This window comes from Ruminococcus sp. OM06-36AC, assembly GCF_003438725.1.
GTDB classification, from domain to species: domain Bacteria; phylum Bacillota; class Clostridia; order Oscillospirales; family Ruminococcaceae; genus Ruminococcus_C; species Ruminococcus_C callidus.
The window spans coordinates 24,009-42,732 of the sequence record NZ_QSTT01000005.1; the positions used below are offsets into that span (position 1 = coordinate 24,009).

The 18,724-nt window shown below is 50.5% G+C and carries 19 protein-coding genes; 3 read left to right on the forward strand and 16 right to left on the reverse strand.

Annotation, left to right across the window (positions count from 1 at the left end):
• Positions 1 to 8: 8 nt before the first annotated feature.
• The 9 genes from DXB92_RS05945 to DXB92_RS05985 form a co-directional block, all read right to left on the reverse strand.
• Positions 9 to 1,820, reverse strand: coding sequence for an HlyD family efflux transporter periplasmic adaptor subunit (locus DXB92_RS05945; protein ID WP_117733108.1), 1,812 nt, complete (start codon positions 1,818 to 1,820; stop codon positions 9 to 11).
• Positions 1,817 to 2,527, reverse strand: a complete 711-nt coding sequence (locus DXB92_RS05950) for an ABC transporter ATP-binding protein (protein WP_021680715.1) — start codon at positions 2,525 to 2,527, stop codon at positions 1,817 to 1,819. The genes DXB92_RS05945 and DXB92_RS05950 overlap by 4 nt, the downstream gene beginning before the upstream one ends.
• The gene (locus DXB92_RS05955) at positions 2,517 to 3,965 is read right to left on the reverse strand and encodes an HlyD family efflux transporter periplasmic adaptor subunit (RefSeq protein WP_051343599.1); all 1,449 of its coding nucleotides are present in this window, start codon (positions 3,963 to 3,965) and stop codon (positions 2,517 to 2,519) included. The genes DXB92_RS05950 and DXB92_RS05955 overlap by 11 nt, the downstream gene beginning before the upstream one ends.
• A gap of 329 nt (positions 3,966 to 4,294) precedes the next feature.
• Positions 4,295 to 5,773, reverse strand: coding sequence for a DUF2828 family protein (locus DXB92_RS05960; protein ID WP_117733110.1), 1,479 nt, complete (start codon positions 5,771 to 5,773; stop codon positions 4,295 to 4,297).
• A gap of 591 nt (positions 5,774 to 6,364) precedes the next feature.
• A complete protein-coding gene (locus DXB92_RS05965; protein WP_117733112.1) occupies positions 6,365 to 6,697 on the reverse strand; it encodes a hypothetical protein in 333 nt (110 codons plus the stop codon).
• 719 nt (positions 6,698 to 7,416) lie between these two features.
• A complete protein-coding gene (locus DXB92_RS05970) occupies positions 7,417 to 7,758 on the reverse strand; it encodes a phenylpyruvate tautomerase MIF-related protein (RefSeq protein ID WP_117733114.1) in 342 nt (113 codons plus the stop codon).
• Positions 7,759 to 7,769: 11 nt separating this feature from the next.
• Positions 7,770 to 9,008 (reverse strand): nucleotide sugar dehydrogenase, encoded by a 1,239-nt coding sequence (locus tag DXB92_RS05975; protein ID WP_117733116.1) that lies wholly within the window; start codon positions 9,006 to 9,008, stop codon positions 7,770 to 7,772.
• 101 nt (positions 9,009 to 9,109) lie between these two features.
• Complete coding sequence (locus DXB92_RS05980; RefSeq protein ID WP_117733118.1) at positions 9,110 to 9,577, reverse strand: hypothetical protein; 468 nt, start codon at positions 9,575 to 9,577, stop codon at positions 9,110 to 9,112.
• Positions 9,578 to 9,579: 2 nt separating this feature from the next.
• Complete coding sequence (locus DXB92_RS05985; RefSeq protein ID WP_117733120.1) at positions 9,580 to 9,789, reverse strand: DUF4177 domain-containing protein; 210 nt, start codon at positions 9,787 to 9,789, stop codon at positions 9,580 to 9,582.
• Between the two features lie 133 nt (positions 9,790 to 9,922).
• Between DXB92_RS05985 and bsh the strand changes: the two genes are divergently transcribed.
• The 3 genes from bsh (at position 9,923) to DXB92_RS06000 (ending at position 13,471) form a co-directional block, all read left to right on the forward strand.
• Positions 9,923 to 10,900 (forward strand): choloylglycine hydrolase, encoded by a 978-nt coding sequence (gene bsh, locus DXB92_RS05990; protein WP_117733122.1) that lies wholly within the window; start codon positions 9,923 to 9,925, stop codon positions 10,898 to 10,900.
• 13 nt (positions 10,901 to 10,913) lie between these two features.
• Complete coding sequence (locus DXB92_RS05995; protein WP_117733124.1) at positions 10,914 to 11,468, forward strand: TetR-like C-terminal domain-containing protein; 555 nt, start codon at positions 10,914 to 10,916, stop codon at positions 11,466 to 11,468.
• Between the two features lie 209 nt (positions 11,469 to 11,677).
• Positions 11,678 to 13,471 (forward strand): oleate hydratase, encoded by a 1,794-nt coding sequence (locus tag DXB92_RS06000; RefSeq protein ID WP_117733126.1) that lies wholly within the window; start codon positions 11,678 to 11,680, stop codon positions 13,469 to 13,471.
• Between the two features lie 267 nt (positions 13,472 to 13,738).
• Here the strand turns inward: DXB92_RS06000 and DXB92_RS06005 are convergent, their stop codons facing one another.
• The 7 genes from DXB92_RS06005 to DXB92_RS06035 form a co-directional block, all read right to left on the reverse strand.
• Positions 13,739 to 14,854: a 5-methyltetrahydropteroyltriglutamate--homocysteine S-methyltransferase gene (locus tag DXB92_RS06005; RefSeq protein WP_117733128.1), complete on the reverse strand. Its 1,116-nt coding sequence runs from the start codon at positions 14,852 to 14,854 to the stop codon at positions 13,739 to 13,741.
• A gap of 189 nt (positions 14,855 to 15,043) precedes the next feature.
• Positions 15,044 to 15,613: a zinc ribbon domain-containing protein gene (locus tag DXB92_RS06010; RefSeq protein ID WP_117733130.1), complete on the reverse strand. Its 570-nt coding sequence runs from the start codon at positions 15,611 to 15,613 to the stop codon at positions 15,044 to 15,046.
• 151 nt (positions 15,614 to 15,764) lie between these two features.
• On the reverse strand, positions 15,765 to 16,052 hold the full coding sequence (locus DXB92_RS06015) for a Dabb family protein (protein WP_117733132.1): 288 nt from the start codon (positions 16,050 to 16,052) through the stop codon (positions 15,765 to 15,767).
• A gap of 1 nt (position 16,053) precedes the next feature.
• Positions 16,054 to 16,572 carry a YqiA/YcfP family alpha/beta fold hydrolase gene (locus tag DXB92_RS06020; protein WP_117733134.1) on the reverse strand — a complete coding sequence of 173 codons (519 nt, stop codon included), beginning with the start codon at positions 16,570 to 16,572 and terminating at the stop codon, positions 16,054 to 16,056.
• Positions 16,573 to 16,592: 20 nt separating this feature from the next.
• Positions 16,593 to 17,642, reverse strand: coding sequence for an ADP-ribosylglycohydrolase family protein (locus tag DXB92_RS06025; protein WP_117733136.1), 1,050 nt, complete (start codon positions 17,640 to 17,642; stop codon positions 16,593 to 16,595).
• Positions 17,643 to 17,655: 13 nt separating this feature from the next.
• Complete coding sequence (locus tag DXB92_RS06030) at positions 17,656 to 18,111, reverse strand: DUF1810 domain-containing protein (protein WP_117733138.1); 456 nt, start codon at positions 18,109 to 18,111, stop codon at positions 17,656 to 17,658.
• 195 nt (positions 18,112 to 18,306) lie between these two features.
• Positions 18,307 to 18,720: a peptide deformylase gene (locus DXB92_RS06035; protein WP_117733140.1), complete on the reverse strand. Its 414-nt coding sequence runs from the start codon at positions 18,718 to 18,720 to the stop codon at positions 18,307 to 18,309.
• Positions 18,721 to 18,724 lie beyond the last annotated feature (4 nt).

Consider the following 18,724-nt stretch of genomic DNA (forward strand, 5'->3'; position numbering starts at 1 on the left):
TGTCCCCCTTAATATTCTGATGAGCCGTTGGTTTCGTTGACCAACGCTCCCTCTACGGCATACTTGCCATAGGGGAAACAGATATAATCTTCCTGACTGACACCGGAGAGAATTTCAATGGCATAGCCGCCGTTGATGATCTTGCCGGTCTGGACATTCTGCCGTTCCAGCTTCTTGTCCTTGGATTCCCGCAGCACATAGTACTGTCCGTTTTCCTGCCGCACATAGCTGACCGGCAGATAGAACGTATCTCCGACAGCATCCGCCGCACCGGAAAAGCTCAGGCTGACATAGCTGCCCACTGACAGGCTGGTGGAATCGGTCACTGCCGCCTTAAACGGATAAGCACTGTTGTTCGGGTTTTCACTGCCGTTCTGATTGGTGTAGGAGGTCGGTGTCTTGTCGATCTCCGTCACCTCGGCGGTGAGCATTTCACCGGTATCCCACGAGTTGACAGTCACCGTTACACCGACAGTCAGCTTGTCCAGATTCATTTCGCTGACAGTGCCCTGCACCATAACGCCGCCGCTGCCCTGTACCACCAGATACGGTTCGTTTTTCTCCAGCGATTCCACTGAAGCCGCCACCTTGGTGACAACGCCGTCGATCTTCGCCAGTTCCTGTCCCTTTTCCTGCTTTTCTGCCGCAGCATCATATTCGATCTGTGCCTTTTTCTGGTCGATCTGTGCCGACTGAATGGCGATCTGCTGCTCTGCCACCTTCTGTTTCAGCTGGGCACGGGTATAGACATAGTTGTCATTGTCCGTACCGGAAGATGCCATTGGAGTGACTGCCGCCATTGGCATTGCCGCCGCCATAGGCTGCACTGCCGCAGTCGGCTCTGCACTGGTGTCTGTATCTGCCGGCTGGGTATCCGGCTGGGTATCCGGAGATGCTGTGCTGCTCTCCGGTACAGTACCAGTACTGCCGCCGGTGACACCGGTAGTGCCGGAAGAAGCCGGTTCTGTTTCCGCGGGGGTGTTATTGGCAGGGTCATAGGAGAACGTACCGCCCACCTGCAATGTGCCGTACCACGTTCCGCCGCCGGAGATCTGCACACCGCCGTCCTCGGTCACCTTGATGTTCTGTCCCAGTGTCCAGTCACCGGTAGTGGCCAGCTGATCGCCGCGTACCAGCCAGCCGTAGAGCACGCTGCCGCTCTGGTCATACACCACGAAAACGGCACACTGCTTTGCTGCTTTCAGCTGCTCCAGAGCTGCCTGTGTCACAACGGTCTGACCGGTGCAGGCAAACTGATAGGGATCGTCCGGCGTGCCAGTACCAGCTGCCGCCTGTGTCAGAGCGATCACTGCTGCCAGTGTATCCTTGGGAGAATCCGGCGTGTCCGGTTCGTCTGGTTCGTCCGGCTCATCGGGGTAATCCGGATCGTCCGGCACCACCGGTGCTGCTTCTGATGGACGCAGCTTTTTCAGACGTTCCAGCTCTTTCTGAGCCTGCCGTACATTTTCCTGTGCCACCGCCAGTGCCGTCTGTTTCTGGGCAACTTCCAGCCCTACTGCTGTCATATCATAGTCCAGCAGCGGTGTACCCTTGGTCACATGGTCGCCCTCTTTTACCAGCACCTTTGCGATCATCTGGTCGTCGGAGGGCGTGACATTCTGCACATCACCGGAAACCACCTGCCCGTCCATAGAGAGATCATCTCCCCACCAGTACTGGGTCAGATTTGCCACTGGCAACACATCTACGCGGTTCTTTTTCGTCTGCTGTGTCCGGTAAATCACCGTACCGCCGACAGTGCCGCCGGCAACGACTGCCAGGCAAACCGCCACTGCAACGATCTTTTTTCCTTTTGTCATGAAGCATCGCCCTCCTGTTCTGTCCGGCGTTCTCCGAAGCCGCCCTGCTCCAGCATGCCGTCCCGAATGGTCACGATCCGCTGGGCATGCCGGGCGATCTCCGGTTCATGGGTAATCATGACAATCGTCACGCCCTCGCTGTGCAGCTGGGCAAACAATTCCATGACCTGTTCGCCGGAACGGGTGTCCAGTGCACCGGTCGGCTCATCTGCCAGCAGCAGACGGGGCTGGCTCACCATTGCCCGTGCAATTGCCACACGCTGTTTCTGTCCGCCGGAAAGCTGAGTCGGCTTGAACTGTATCCGTTCTTCCAGCCCCACACGTGCCAGCATTTCCTTTGCCCGTTCCAGCCGTTCCTTTTTCCGCACGCCGGCATACAACAGCGGCAGTGCCACGTTTTCCAGCACAGACTGGCGGGGCAGCAGGTTGAAGTTCTGGAACACGAAGCCGATCTTCTGGTTCCGTATCGTGGAAAGCTGGTTGTCGCTGCACTGTGCCATGTCCTGTCCGTCGAAGAAATAGTCCCCGCTGGTCTGCTTGTCCAGCAGCCCGATAATGTTCATCAGCGTGGATTTTCCCGAACCGGACGGTCCCATGATCGCCAGATATTCCCCTTCTTCCACCTGTAGCTGAATGTGGTGCAGAACGGGGACAGGTTCTTTTCCCTGCATATAGGATTTACAGATGTCCCGCAAATCAAGTACCATCTGCCGCACCGCCTTCCGCTGTATCTGCTCCGGCTTCGTCTGCCGGCATCTCGTCAACACCGTCGCCGGCATCTTCTCCTGCTCCGGAGATCACGCTGTCTGCGGTGTCGCCGTCTGCACCGTCGCCTGCCATGCCGGCTTCATCATCTGCTCCGCCGATCACGCCTTCGTCCACAGGGTTTCCGTTTTCGTCGTAGGAAATATCCTCATTGCTGTTGTCGTCCACGGTATCATCTGTGCCGTCATCTTCCGGTGTTGCTTCGTCAGGGTTGGTCGTGGTTTTCATACCCTCCTGATAGGAATCCGACGGGAATGCGATCATATCGTCCTCCGACAGACCGCTTTTGATCTCGCAGTCGCCCATGGTGTCGTCTGTCTGTCCTACTTCTACTTCCCGCTTTTCCAGACGGTCTTTCTTATCGGCAGCCCAGACATAGGTCTTGCCGTTTTCATCAGTCTGTACGTAGTCGGAATACAGCCAGATGCCGGTTTTTTCAATGCTTTCATCGGCTCCGGTATCTGCCGAAACCAGCAGATGCTGCCCCAGCATCAGCCCGTCACTGGAATCCAGCGTCACATAAAAAGGATACTTGGAAGCGGTGGTCATCTCATCGCTGCCGCCGTAGTACATGTTGTTGTTCTGGCTGTTGTCGGCTTCGGTAGAGATCTCCGAAATAGTGCCCGTCCAGCTGGAATCGTCTACGCGGGAGTGCAGCACCATGGCTTCATCTTTATAAATCGACTGTACATTCTGCTCACTGATCGTGCACTTCACACGGAATTCTCCGTCGGACATGATCTTCATCAGCACATCTGTGCCGTCCGACTGAAGCTGTTCGGTCGTTTTCAGGGACTGCACCGTTCCGGCGATCTCCGCAGTCACTGTGGCATTGTTAATGGTATTCTGTAATTTTTCCAGTTCGATCTTCTTGGTCTTGATGTCGTATTCCGACTTGGCAATATCGGTTTGCAGGGACTGGATCTGCGTGGTGTAAGTCAGCTTATCGTCTGCACTGGCACTTTTCTTTTCCGTTTCCAGCTGGCTGATCTGCTGCTTGTTGGACTCGATCTCATTCTGCATGCGTTCGATCTCCACGTTGCCCTGCTGCAATTCCAGCTGCATGGATTCCACATCATAGGTGAACAGCGGATCACCGGCGTTGACATGGTCGCCCTCCTGCACAGCAATGCTGGAAACTGTCTTGGAGGTGTCCAACTTGACTTCCTTGGTTTCCTGCGGTTCTACCACGCCGGAAAACTGCAAGTCGGAAATCGTTGTTGCCGCAGAATTCACATCTTTTATCGGCATCACGTACGCCACACCGTCCACATCACTGCCCCTGCTGTAGTGCCGCCACACCAGCACGCCGCTGACGCATACCGCCGCAGCTGTAACACCGGCAACTGTGCCGATTATGATTTTCTTGGATTTTCCCATATTCCTTCCTCCCAGTCCATGCTCCGCAGCAGTTCGTTCTGCCAGCGGAGTTTTTTGAAGCAATCCTGCACAAATCCAGATGATGATTTCATCTTTTTGGAAGCTGTTTCAACTGTTGTATTTATCATGCAACGGATTGCCTTTAGTATACCACACCTCTTGACGGTTGTCAAGGGGTTTTTCAAAATTTCTGCGGAAGATTTATTTGGGAAATTTGTGCAAAGGTGAGAGGCGGGAGAGGGTTGTGCGGTGTTGCCTTAGAACGGAGAAAAATCACCTCACAAAATTCGCATATCATTATCGCGTCACCCTCTCCTGAACAGATGCTCTCACGCCGAAATCCGACAATACCGTTCCCCTTCCAGCACCTGCTGCATGTACTTTTCCGGTGTTGTCATGCAGACAGCACTCTGAAACGTGAAAGGACTACAGCCGGACACCAGCACTGCACCGGTATCGTCTTTCTTCACCGGAAACTGCCGGTTTCTGCTGCACACGTTCCAGTAGACCACCGCAGGCAGCTGATACCCTGCCGCCTGATATTCCTGCTTCATCTGCTGGAATATCGTCACGCCGCTGCCGGACTGCTCATCGAATTCCATGTCCGAGATCACGTAGATCACTTTCGGCAGTTCCTCCGGCGGCACGTGGTGCTGAACTGCACTCTGAAGTATCAGACGAAATACTTTTTCCAGATCGGTATTGCTGACTTCATTATAGGACATACAGTGCTCCACCTTTTGAAAAATATCCTCCCCTTTCAGAGCAATCAAGCGGGGGTTGTCGGAAAAGGTGATAAAGTGGTTGTGGAAGTATCCCTCATTTCGTTCGGCACAGTAAATGCCCAGCGAAACGGCAACATGAATCGGCATCACATCGCCGGAATAGTTCCAGTACATGGAACCGGAACCGTCTACCACGGCAATGGCATTTTGTTCCGGCATATAATCCGGCAGGGACTTCCATGTCACGTCCAGTATCCGCTGTTTTTGTGCAATGTCATCATAAAACATTGCGTTTTCCTCCAACTCGATGCAGTCCCGAACGATCTCATAGGGGAAAAGCTGACCTGCTTTCAGCATTCCCTTTTCCTGCTCTGCCCGTTCCAGAAACTCGGAGTACCGCTGTCTGTCATGCTTGCAGAATGCTTTCTGATACTTGTACAAGGCTCTGGAGGGCAGTTTGGCATAATCAAAGGTGTAATCCTTCCGGCAAAGCCGCTTTTCCAGCACGTCTGCATAGGTGCGAAGCTGGGAGAGCATTTTCCGGTAAGCCTTTTCCGAAAGATGCAGCCGCTTACAGAGCAGCTTTGCCTGCCGGCACACGTTCTGATTGGAGGTGTGCACAGAGGGCAGCCACTTCGCCAGCAGAGAGATCGGCTTTTCTTCCAGCATGTCCTGCCGGTCTTGCTGTAGCTGCTTCTGAATCAGCTGTATCAGTTCCGGCTCACAGGGCGTGTTCAGCAGTACCATACAATCGTCAAACCGCCCGTACTCCGGAATCCACTGCAAATTTTTCCGGACACTTTCGGGATAGATCGTTGCCGCATATTGCAGCAGCTGCCGGAACACGCTCCGTTCACCCAATCCGCCGCGGGTATCCCGCTGGTAAAACAGGATCCGCATCGCGTATACCGGATTCTCTGCATATGCCGCCAAGAACATGTCTTTCAGGCGTTTTGCAGAAGCTTCCCGCAACGCACCGGCTGTGGAAAACAGGTTCAGGCACGCATCGCCGGTATCGTGATACGCCAGTGCTCCGTTTTCGGTGTTTGTCCAGTTCAGTTCTTCTGATAATGCATTCAGCATGAAAAACACGTCCTTTCTTTTTATGTACTGTACGATTGTTGAAAAAGCCCCACACGAAACCGGTTTCATGGCTTCGTGTGGGGCTGCCTAAAGGCAATACCGCACAAAGATTGTGCGACAGATGCGTCGTCAAATTTTTCGTCAGATGAAACAAAAAGCGGAGTGAATCCTTGATGTATTCACGAGCATTTTTGTGAAATATGAGAGTCTGTTTCGTATCTGACGTATGCAGATTGCGTCGTCAGATTTTTTGAGAGATGAAGGGAAAAACGGAGAAAATCCTTTGTGGATTTTCGAGTATTTTCCCGAAATATCTCGGAAAATATGCACGCAAGATGCGTGCGAGAAGATACGAAACAGGCTCTGAAGGGAATTTTGCAAGCAGATGGCGTGCAAAGTCGCCAGACGCTCTTTGTGCGGTATTGCCTTAATGTTCCACGATGCTGTTTTGACGGAGAACCCATCTATTTAATTGTAAAGGGAATCGCAAAAAAAACGCCATACGGCTGCATCATAAAAATGACGCAAAAACAAAAATAAAATAAACAACATTCATAAAATATTGCTGTAAGCATCGTTCTGAGCGATAATTTAAGCTGCACACAGTGCAGCAGTGTCGGTATATTTCTTCTGTTTTTTCTGAGCTTTCAGTTTGGTTTTCTCCAGCAACTGCATGCCGTGTTCCGCTTCCAGATACCGCAGCATCAGAATGATTCGCTCCTGAATCTTCTGCCGGTGCGTATCCCAACTGTTGCGAAAAATAACGTCCAGCGGCTTTCCGCCGGAGAATTCCTGATAGATCTTCTTGGAATAATACCGTGTAGAAAACAGGTAGAATTTCTCTGCACCTACAAGCAGATAAAACTGCATTGTGCCGCGTTCTTGGTTGCGGCAGATCACCTTGCAATTGCTGTTCTTTCTCATGTAAAATCCTCCTTTGAAAATGATAATACACATGGCTGTGCCTGGCTTACTTCTATCGGAACGTCACCCAATGCCGAAACTTGTCCACGATGCTGTTTTGACGGAGAACCCATCAATTTAATTGTAAAGGGAATCGCAAAAAAACGCCATACGGCTGCATCATAAAAATGACGCAAAAACAAAAATAAAATAAACAACATTTATAAAATATTGCTGTAAGCATCGTTCTGACAAGGGAAACACGGTACAAAACCGTCAGGCGGGCTTGATGCAGCGTTTTCCAAGGTTTCCAGCGAGATTTTCTCTTGTGCTGTGCACAATTTCGGCAGCAGGTACGCAAGTCTGGTGACCGCAATGCATACTATCTGCTGCATCAAATCTTTGGGTGTTTGAGGCGTGATATGCAATTGTCAAGATGCAGGAAGGAATAAAAAAAGGAATATTTATTTAAAAGCAGACATAACAACCCCCTAATTACACTAGGGTTTCATCACGTCATTCTACTTTTAAATAAATATTCCTTCTCTCGCATTCCTTCCTCGAATTTGAGATTGCTTTTATTATATCACTTCCTGATCGACTTGTCAAGCCTTTTTTCAAATTTTTTGGAAAAAAATCGAAATGGCTCAAATTCCGGAGAATCCAAGCCATTCTGTTACTCGATTTTGTTTTCGGGTGTGTTGACATGAAGCCTGACACGTATCTTTTGGGGTGACCCCCTAGAAATTCGATCCATTCCAGCCCCAGTGTTCTGTCATGGCATAGCTGACATATACCCGATCGGTGGGAATTTTCAGCGTATCCAGCAGAATACCGGTAATGTGGCTGGTCAGTGTTTCCAGAGCATTGGCGGAAGCGTTCCCGTACAGGCTGACTTCTGCAATCGCTGCCGGTTCATTTGTACCGCGGAAAAACAGCTGGCGGTTGTCCTCGACCTCCACCATCAGCCAGTCTGCGATTTTCCCCGGAATTGCCGTGATCGCAAGACCGAGATGCTTCTGTATGGTGTCCGCCGTTGCAGCGGGCACGGCACAGTTGGTTTTCAACTTGATAAATGGCATAGCTTTTCCTCTCAATCTCTGCGGAAAATATCTCTGGTATAGACTTTGTTCTCCACATCGTCCAGACAGGCATCATACCGGTTGGCAATGATCGCATCTGCCGCCGCCTTGAATTTTTCCAGATCGTTGACCACAACGCTGCCGAAGAACGTTGCTCCGTCCTGCAATGTCGGCTCGTAGATAATGACTGTAGCACCCTTTGCCTTGACACGCTTCATCACGCCCTGAATCGAGGACTGCCGGAAATTGTCACTGTTGGATTTCATAGTCAGACGGTACACGCCAATGGTAACCTGCTTTTCCGTGCCGGCATTCCAGTCGTTGTTCTGGCTGTAATCATAGTACCCTGCCTTTTCCAGCACGCGGTCAGCAATAAAATCTTTTCGTGTCCGGTTGGATTCTACGATTGCCGACATCATATTCTGCGGCACATCGGCATAGTTGGCGAGCAGCTGTTTGGTATCCTTGGGCAGGCAGTAGCCGCCGTAGCCGAAGCTGGGGTTGTTATAATGCGTTCCGATCCGCGGATCCAAGCATACGCCGTCAATGATCTGCTGCGTGTCCAGTCCCTTCAGTTCCGCATAGGTGTCCAGTTCGTTAAAATAGGACACGCGGAGGGCAAGATAAGTGTTGGCAAACAGCTTGACTGCTTCTGCTTCGGTGAATCCCATGAACAGGGTGTCAATGTTCTCCTTGATTGCCCCCTGCTGAAGCAGTCCGGCAAAGGTGTGAGCCGCTTCTACCAGTCTTGCATCGTCCATGTCCGTTCCCACGATGATTCTGGACGGATAGAGGTTGTCATACAACGCCTTGGACTCCCGCAGAAATTCCGGACTGAAGATGATGTTCCTGCTGCCGGTCTTTTCCCGAATGCTCCTGGTATAACCTACCGGAATGGTGGACTTGATGACCATAATGGCATTCGGATTATACTGCATAACAAGGGCAATGACCGCTTCTACAGCACTGGTGTCAAAAAAATTTTTCTTGCTGTCATAGTTGGTCGGGGCAGCAATGACCACAAAATCTGCATCTCGATATGCCGCTTCTGCGTCCAGCGTTGCCGTCAGATCCAGTTCCTTTTCTGCAAGATATTTCTCAATGTAATCGTCCTGAATCGGGGACTTTTTCTGGCGGATCAGTTCGACCTTTTCCGGTATGATGTCTACCGCCGTAACTTTGTTGTGCTGGGCAAGCAGTGTAGCAATGGATAATCCCACATAGCCGGTTCCTGCAACTGCGATATTCATGGATCAGAATCCTCCTCATTTCTGTACTGTGTCACCTATATAGTATACCACTATTTTTTTACATTTTCAAGAAGTTTCCCGCATTCTCATGAAAATTCGTTTCAAAACGCCCCCAGCTGCCGTCTGATCCACGCCGTTTCCAGCACATCGTAGACATACTGATTGGGAGAACCGGTTTCAAAATACCTTTCGGAATTGCCGCCCAGCATTTCCACAGCAAAGGCTCCCACGGCTCTGGAACGGGATTGTCCGCCGTAGCAGTGCACCAGCAGCGTTTCCACAGACCGATGTGCCAGAACAAATGCAATAATCTGATCTGCCATTTCATCGGTAAACAAAACTGCCCCGTCCACCTCTCGGATAATGTCATCAAAGTACAGCGTCAGAACACCCTTGCAGAACTGGTTCTCGCAAAACTGAAATCCGAATCCCTGCGTGTGCGTATCCTGAATCGAAATGACTGCATACGTATCCTTTCGTTCCGCCATATCCGCCTGTCCGAAACAGTAGAAATGCTGCATAACATATTCAAAGGCATCATATACAGACTTTACCAGAACTCGTTTCATGCTCAGTTCAGGCTCTCAAACACCATAGTTGCCTGAATGCGGTCACCGCCCAGAAATCCCTTGCTTCCGGAAGAAGAAGTGGTGATCGTGTGCAGACGGTATCCCTTGGCAGCCTGTGCGTTGATGACCTTTTCCAGTTCAGACAGATTTCCGGAACCGGTTCCGATCAGCTTCTCCTTCAGAACGGCCTGTAAAACAACATAATTTGGCATATAAATTCTCCTTTACAAAAATATAGATATATTATAACATGAAATTCCGCATATGTCAATATTATTATTTGCATCTTTCCGAATTTTGTGCTATAATATACATATCAAATTTATTGCACAGGAGGAATTTCCAATGTGTACCGCTGCAACTTATCAGACAAATGATTTTTATTTTGGCAGAACGCTGGACTACGAAAGTTCCTACGGGGAAGAAATCGTCATTGTGCCGCGGCAGTTCCGGCTGTCATTTCTGCACATGGGCGTATCTGCACAGCACTACGCCATGATCGGCACTGCACACGTTGCCCAGGGCTACCCGCTTTTTTATGATGCCGTCAACGAAAAGGGGCTTTGCATGGCTGGGCTGAACTTTGTGGGCAACGCCTGCTACGCCTCCCGACCTGCAGATCATTCGGACAATGTGGCACAGTATGAATTGATCCCGTGGATTCTTAGCCAGTGCTCCAGCACTGCCGAAGCCAAGGAAAAAGTGGAAACGCTTTGCCTGCTGGGCACGCCGTTTCACGAAAAGATGCCTGCGGCACAGCTGCACTGGCTCATCGCTGACAAGCACCAAGCCATTACAGTAGAAGCCACTGCCGCGGGAATTCAGGTCTATGACAATCCCGCCGGTGTCCTGACCAACAATCCGCCTTTTCCGAAGCAGATGTTCCGCCTCAACGACTTTCTGCACCTCTCTCCCAAGCAGCCGCAGAACAACTTTTCGGACAAGCTGCCGTTGCAGACGTACAGCAGAGGCATGGGAGCACTGGGGCTTCCCGGTGACCTCTCTTCCCAGTCCCGCTTTGTACGAGCAGCTTTCGTGCGGTCGAATGCCGTTTCCGGCAGTTCTGAAGCGGAAAGCGTCAGCCAGTTTTTCCACATTCTCGGAGCCGTTGACCAGCCACGCGGCTGCTGCGAAGTGAAAGACGGACAGTACGAGATCACCATTTACACTTCCTGCTGCAATGCCGACAAGGGCATCTACTACTATACCACCTATGAAAATCACCAGATCTCCGCAGTCTGCATGCATCGGGAAAATCTGGACAGCGACCAGTTATGCCGCTATCCCATGCAGACCGGAGAACAGATCTGTTACCAAAACTGAAAGGACAACATCGATGTCAAATGTAACCAAACGGGCTCTGGAACAATCCCTGAAAAATCTGCTGCTGAAAAAACCGCTGACAAAAATCACTATCGGCGATATTACCGAGGACTGCGGCATCAACCGCATGACCTTTTACTACCATTTCAAGGACATCTACGACCTTGTGGAATGGGCTTGTCTGGAAGATGCCAGACGGGCTCTGGACGAAAAAAAGACCTATGACACGTGGCAGCAGGGACTCTTGCAAATCTTCGAAGCAGTACAGAAAAACAAGCCGTTTATCCTGAACGTCTACCGCTGTGTGCATCGGGAACAGGTGGAGAAATACCTACAGCCGCTGGTAGACCAACTGCTGCTGGACGTTATCGACGAGGAAGCCGCAGGCATGACTTTGCGGGACGAGGACAAGCAGTTTATCGCCAAGGTTTACGCCTATATTTTCATTGGCGTGATGCTGGACTGGATCAAGAACGATATGCGGGAAAATCCACAGGAGATCGACAGCCGGCTGGGAAAGCTGCTGCAAGGCTCCGTCACCGCAGCCATTTCGCGGTTCCGGTTATAAAGGGAATACTGCATAAAACCCTGATTTTATCATTTTCGCATTTTTGATAGAATTTTTTACACTTTTCGGCTCTGTGATAAGTTTTTTATCACGGAGCCTTTTTTGCTGATTGTGAATTCCTGAAAATCGGGTATAATAGAATTATACCAATGGCAATACCACAAAAAATTATTTTTATAACTATTTTTATTTTATAAGGAGGCATTGTTATGTATTATTCCGCAGGAACTTATGAAGCATTCGCACATCCCGAAAAGCCGAAAGATGTGGACAAAAAATCCGCGTATATCATCGGCACCGGTCTTGCCGGTCTTACCGCAGCATTCTATCTGGTACGGGACGGACAGATGAAGGGAGAACATATCCACCTGTTCGAAAAACTGGAACTTGCCGGCGGCAGCTGCGACGGACGCAAGGACATCACCAAGGGCTTTTTCATGCGTGGCGGACGGGAAATGGACAACCACTTTGAAGTCATGTGGGATACATTCCGCGATGTCCCCTCTCTCGAAACGCCGGACGTTTCCGTGCTGGACGAGTACTACTGGCTCAATAAGCATGACCCCAACTATTCCCTCTGCCGTGCTTCTGTTGACCGCGGCAAAGATGCTCACACCGACAAGAAATTCGCTCTGGACAAGGCATCGGCTCTGGCACTTTCCAAGCTGTTCCTGACACCGGAAAAGGATCTGGAAGACAAGAAGATCTCAGATGTTCTGCCGGACACATTCTGGGACACCAACTTCTGGCTGTACTGGCAGACCATGTTCGCCTTTCAGCGTTGGTCCAGTGCGTTGGAGATGAAGCGGTATCTGTGCCGCTATGTGCACCACATTGACGGGCTGCCGGATTTCAGTGCACTGCGGTTCACCAAATACAACCAGTATGAGAGCATGATCCTGCCGCTGGTGAAATATCTGGAAGCCCATGGCGTACAGATCGAATACGGCATGGACGTGAAGAACGTCATCATTGAAACCGTAGGCAGCAAAAAGGTTGCCAAGCAGATCGTATACCGGAAAGACGGCAAAGAACAGACCATTGACCTGATCGAAGACGATCTGGTGTTCATCACCAACGGCTGCTGCACAGACACCTCCTGCTACGGCGACCAGACCCACGCACCGGATCTGTCCCATCTGAAAAACGGCTGCGGAGAATCGTGGGATCTGTGGAAAGCGATCGCGGCTCAAGCAGTTCACGGCGAATTCGGCAATCCGGAAGTCTTTTGCAGCGACATTGATGCGACAAACTGGATGAGTGCCACCGTTGCCACCGCAGACGAGGAAATCATTCAACATATTATCAACGTTTGCAAACGGGATCCCCGTGCCGGCAAAGTCACCACCGGCGGTATCGTCACCGTAAAGGACAGCACCGACAACTGGTACCTCTCGTGGACGATCAACCGGCAGCCCCAGTTCCACTCGCAGGACAAAAACATGGTGCTGATATGGCTGTATTCCCTGAACACCAACAAAGAGGGAAACTATGTCAAAAAGGCAATGCGGGACTGCACCGGCGAAGAAGTTTGTCAGGAATGGCTGTATCATATCGGCATACCGGAAGAAAAAATTGCATCGCTGGCGAAAAACGCCTGCAACACCACGACCTGTTTCATGCCGTATATCAACGCCTTTTTCCAGCCCCGCAAGGAAATCGACCGTCCGCGTGTGGTTCCGGAGGGAGCCGTCAACTTCGCCTTTATCGGGCAGTTTGCAGAAACACCCCGTGACACCATTTTCACCACGGAATATTCCATGCGTACCGGTATGGAATCTGTCTACACCCTGCTGGACATTGACCGCGGTGTGCCGGAAGTCTGGGGCAGCAAGTACGACGTGCGGGAACTGCTGCGTGCCTGCTATTATGCCATTGACAAAAAGCCTCTCACCGACGAAGAACTTTCCTTTGTGGAAAAGAAACTGCTCAAGATCGTTCTGAAAAAAATCAAGGGCACGGATATTGAAATCCTGCTGAAGAACAGCGGACTGATCGAATAACGGCAGTCCATATGATAAGATATTACAAAAAATGCGTACCGACCAAAAATCGGTACGCATTTTTAGAATTTGCATGTTTCAGGGCAATACCGCACAAAGATTGTGCGACAGATGCGTCGTCAAATTTTTCGTCAGATGAAACAAAAAGCGGAGTGAATACTTGATGTATTCACGAGCATTTTTGTGAAATATGACGGGAAATTTGCAAGCAGATGGCGTGCAAAGTCGCCAGACGCTCTTTGTGCGGTATTGCCTCAGAAAAAGCGATTATCCCCAGACTTCTTCTGCGATTTCCTTTACCAGTGCGAGCTTTGCCCACTCGTCTGCTTCTGTCAGCTTGTTGCCGATCTCGCAGGAAGCGAATCCGCACTGCGGGCTCAGGCAAAGGCGATCCAGCGGAATATACTTTGCTGCTTCGTGAATCCGTGCAATAACTGTCTGCTTGTCCTCCAGTTCCGGCTTCTTGGAAGTGATCAGACCGAGAACCACCTTTTTATTCGAAGAAACCTTTGCAAGCGGTTCGAAACCGCCGCTTCTTTCGTCATCATATTCCAGCAGCAGGGCATCTACATTTTCCTGTGCAAAAACATAGTCTGCAACAGAATCATACGGTCCGCTGGTGAAGAATGTGGAGTGATAGTTGCCGCGGCAAATGTGAGAAGTGATCACCATGTCAGCCGGCTTGTTCTCCAGTGCCAGATTGTTGACCGCGAGAAGCTGCTTCTTGACATCTTCCAGATCAATGCCCAAGGACTGATACCGCTGTTTTGCAGCATTTCCCACGATCGCACCCCAAGTGCAGTCGTCCAGCTGCAAATTGCGGCAGCCTGCATCATAGAACTGCCGGATCACTTCCTGATATGCAACGCCGATGTCGTGGATCAGTTCTTCATTGGTGGCATAGAATTCTCTGGTGCTCTGGAAATTCTGCGGCACGATCATCTGCTGGAACATCTGTGCCGGTGCAGGAATGGTATACTTTGCAACCGTTTCATCATCTTCAAACTGTTTCAGGAACTGGAAGTATGTCACAAACGGGTGCGGCACTGCCTTGACTTTTCCGGTCAGGTAGGTATCTTCCAGATCTGCCATTTCTCCATTGAACTGCACACCGCCGCCGGTCTTTTCGTGTCCAACGCCGGCAAAGCCCCACATAAAATCCAGATGCCAGTATTCACGGCGATATTCACCGTCTGTGATGATGTGATAGCCTGCCTGCTTCTGCTTGGCAACCAGTTCACGAATCGCAGCATCTTCTACAGCAGTCAGCTGTTCCTTGCTGATTTTTCCTGCTCTGTAATCTTTCCTTGCCTGCTTCAGGTTTTCCGGACGCAGGAAGCTTCCGACAAAATCATAGCGGTACGGAGATGTGATCTTCTGCATAGTCAATTCCTCTTTCTGAACAAATGTATTTGATTTTAGTATACCATGAAACAGCAGGTTTGGGAAATATATTTTTAGAGCAGTTGCCTATAGCTTTAAACTATATCGAAAAATCTCTTTCAGTTTTTAAGGAAAATCTGCAAGCGGATTGCGTGCAAAGCCGTCAGGCGGGCTTTGTGCGGTGTTGCCTTAACTTCCGTAAAATAAATTTGCAATGTCACCTTCCCAACTGTAGTTCCGGTAGGTGCCGTAGTCCGTGATTTTGAATTTTCTGGTAGCCGTATAGGTGTTGCCTGCCCAGCTGTAAGTATACCGATAAGTGCCCTCCATTCCGGAAACTGATGCATCAACACTAGTCAGGTTCCAGTTGTAACTGGAACCGCCATACTTATCGGCAAACACGTTGGCTGCTTCAATTGCCAGTTCCGAATTGCCGTTGCAGGGAATGTTGTAGGAATTGGTTTTCTGATACTTGGACGCTTCCGTCGGCGGCTGGGTAATGACTTCGGAATATTCGGAGCTTCCGGAATTTCCGGTACTTTCTTCGGAATCGTCGCCGGAAGAACCGATCACCGCCGCGAGAACCACGACCACCAGAACGGCTGCCACCGCCAGAATGATCCACTTCTTTTTGGACTTTTTCTTTTTCACAGGGCTCTCCGCCTCTGCCGCAGGAACTGCCTCGTCCAGCTTTTTGCCGCACTTCTCACAGAATTTGGAATTGTCCTCAATTTCACTTCCACAGTATTTGCAAAACATTGTTCAAACTTCCCTTCCTCTTTTTCTGTTGTGGATAACTTTATTTTAGCACAATTGCAGAAGTCTGAAAATACAAAACAGTTCCGAAATTTCCGGCAAATTTCGGAACTGTTTTCAGTTGACACATATGGAAATGCAAAGGAACTGTTTTTCACACGCTCTCGCAGTCAAAGATACACTTTTTCTCGATACGCGAACCAAACTCGGCTTTCCATTTCTGGTGCAGGCTGCTCTTGTCCCAGATCGGGAGAGCATCGTCGTCCATGTCCAAGACGATCATCAGGTCGTACCGGTTTTCCCTCGGAGTCACATTCTCCCGAATTTCCACACGGTGTACGCCGGAAATCACCGTCGCCTCGGCATACAAGGCACGCACCGCCTGAACTGCCGCCTGCTTTTCTACTGTGGGATTCCACTTTACAAGAATATGATGCAGCATATTATTTTTCCTCCTTCAAAACTGTCTGAAAAAACGATTGCAGCGGCAGTGTCGCACCGGAATGCCTGCCATTCGGCACCTGCACAAGATCTGCATCGCACAGCAGCCGTTTCGTAAACGCGTGATCTCCGATCACTTCGTCTTCTGCCCCGATGATACAGTGCACCAGACTGCTGTCGATTGCAGCAAGCTTGCTGAACAGCACCATCAGCGGCTGTATTGGCTGCGTATTTCCGAGCCTTGGCAGTATGTCAAACGGCATCAGACAGGGGTTCACCAAAATGGTGGGAAGATGCAGTTCCGCACAGAGCAGTGCCGCAAAAAATCCGCCAAAGCTTGTCCCTATCAAAGTATCCGCATGACATGTCACAGCCATTTCCCGCAGTGTTTTCAGCACTTTCTCCGGACACACTGCATCATAATCCAGCTGCGGTGAGGTCACATCGCAGCCCAGCGAAAGCAACGCTGTATAGGCACTGTTCTGTGCACTGCCGCCGTAGCCATGTATGTTGAGAATCATTTTTTGGTTTGCTCCTTTTTTCACGGTGTCATACTCAAACTATCCGCCAATTTCCGAATCAGATCGTGCAGTTCCAGATGCTCCAGATATTTCTGCGGAATCGCTTCATAGCCGAGATATGCCCCCAGCAGATTGCCGCAGACTGCTCCGGTGGAATCGCTGTCCCCGTTGTGGTTGACCGCGGCGATCACTGCCTTGTCGAAATCCTGCTCGTACTTCAACGCACAATACACAGCTATGGCAAGGGTTTCCTCTGCCACCCAACCCTCTCCCAGCTGGTGAACGGCATCGCGGTCATCTATCCCAGACTGGGAAAGTTTTACGGCAAGCTGCATCAGGTGCACAAAATCGGAAAGGTTCTGTGCGTGGGGAAACAAGTTCTGCACCGCGGCAATGCTGTCAGTAACAGCCGACAGCAGTGAGCAAGCCGGCTCCTCCACCACTTTTCGAATCACATGTACCAGTGCGGCGGCGGGAATGTACCCCAGTTCGTGCCCGTGCGTCAGTGCTGCCGCTTCTGCCCCCAGCCGGTCGCTTTCTTCTATCGGAGCGTCGGTGTCGCAGAAGAACAGCCCGATAGGTGCCACCCGCATCACTCCGCCGCAGCCCTTGCTCTGGTTGACCGGACAAGCGACACGCCCTTTTGCTCCGTCCCGCAAAGCAGAAAGACAGGTCATTCCCGCTGCACGATCGGAAAACAGTTCCGGAATGTGCAGCAGCGAGCCGGTCACCTGTTCCAAGGGATACGCTTCAGTCTGTGTCCGATACCACTGGAGATAGGCGTTTTTGATCCAATGCAAATAGTGTTCAAAGCTGCCGGATTCCACAAGAATTTCACATTCTGTCGGGGAACTTCCGGCACATTCCAGCAGTCCGCTTACCGTGAACAGTGTCATCTGCGTGTCGTCGGAAATTTCCGCCACGCTGTCACAAAGCGTATAGGCAGTGATTCCGTTTTTTCCGTACCTGTCGAAAATCTCCTGCTCGTCCAGAAACTCCACTGCATAGCCCAGAGCATCGCCGACTGCACCGCCGACCAGACAGCCCCGAAATTGGTCTTTGTTTCGCATGCCAGTTCTCCTTTCAAAAAATGTGCAGCTGTTCCAAGGTTCTTTTGTCCTCGACGCCGCGATAGAATTTGTACAGCACACGGGAAAACAAGTCGTCGTCCGGTGCAGCCTGCCGAAACAGTGTCATGCAGGAACGCACCTTGCGTGCATCTGTTTGCCCAAACACGCTCCACGGGTTATTGGAGGGAATCTCCAGCAGCACCGCCGTGATCTCCCGCAGCCTTGCCCCCAGAATCGGGTGCTGATAGTACGCCACCGCTTCTTCCAGATCGTAAATGGAAAAATACACCGCGATAAAACTTTTCCCCAGCCCCTGAATCTGCGGGAACACGTACCAGATCCAGTGTGTCATTTTTTGCCCCTGTTTCATCTCGTCAAGTGCCTTGGCATAGGTTTCTCCAAATTCATACCCGTGATCCTGTGCATCTATAAACCGCTGCAGCAGTTCCTGATTTGTGTTTTGTGGCATAAAGCATCACCTTTCTTTTTTATGGCAATACCGCACAAAGATTGTGCGACAGATGCGTCGTCAAATTTTTCGTCAGATGAAACAAAAAGCGGAGTGAATACTTGCTGTATTCACGAGCATTTTTGTGAAATATGACGGGAAATTTGCAAGCAGATGGCGTGCAAAGTCGCCAGACGCTCTTTGTGCGGTATTGCCTTATATAATGATTCCCTCGAAGTGGTCCATTTCATGCTGAATGATCTGTGCTTCAAAATCTCGGAACGTCTGCTTTTTCCGTTTGAATTTTCGATCCAGATATTCCACCACGATCACGCTGTACCGTTTGACCGGACGCTGTCCCGTCAGCGACAGACAACTTTCTTCGGTTTCGTAACACTGCCTGGAATGATCGACGACTTTCGGGTTCACCATGACGAGATAGTCTTTTCCAGCCTGTGCCACCAGAATGGTCTTTCGTTCCCCGATCATATTCGCCGCCATACCCACACAGCGGTCAGCGTTGGCTCGAACCGTATCCAGCAGGTCTTGTATTACCGGCTGATCCTGTCTGGTTGCCGGCTCGGATTTCTGACTGAGAAAAAATGTGTCTTTTACAATTTCACGAATCATCTTG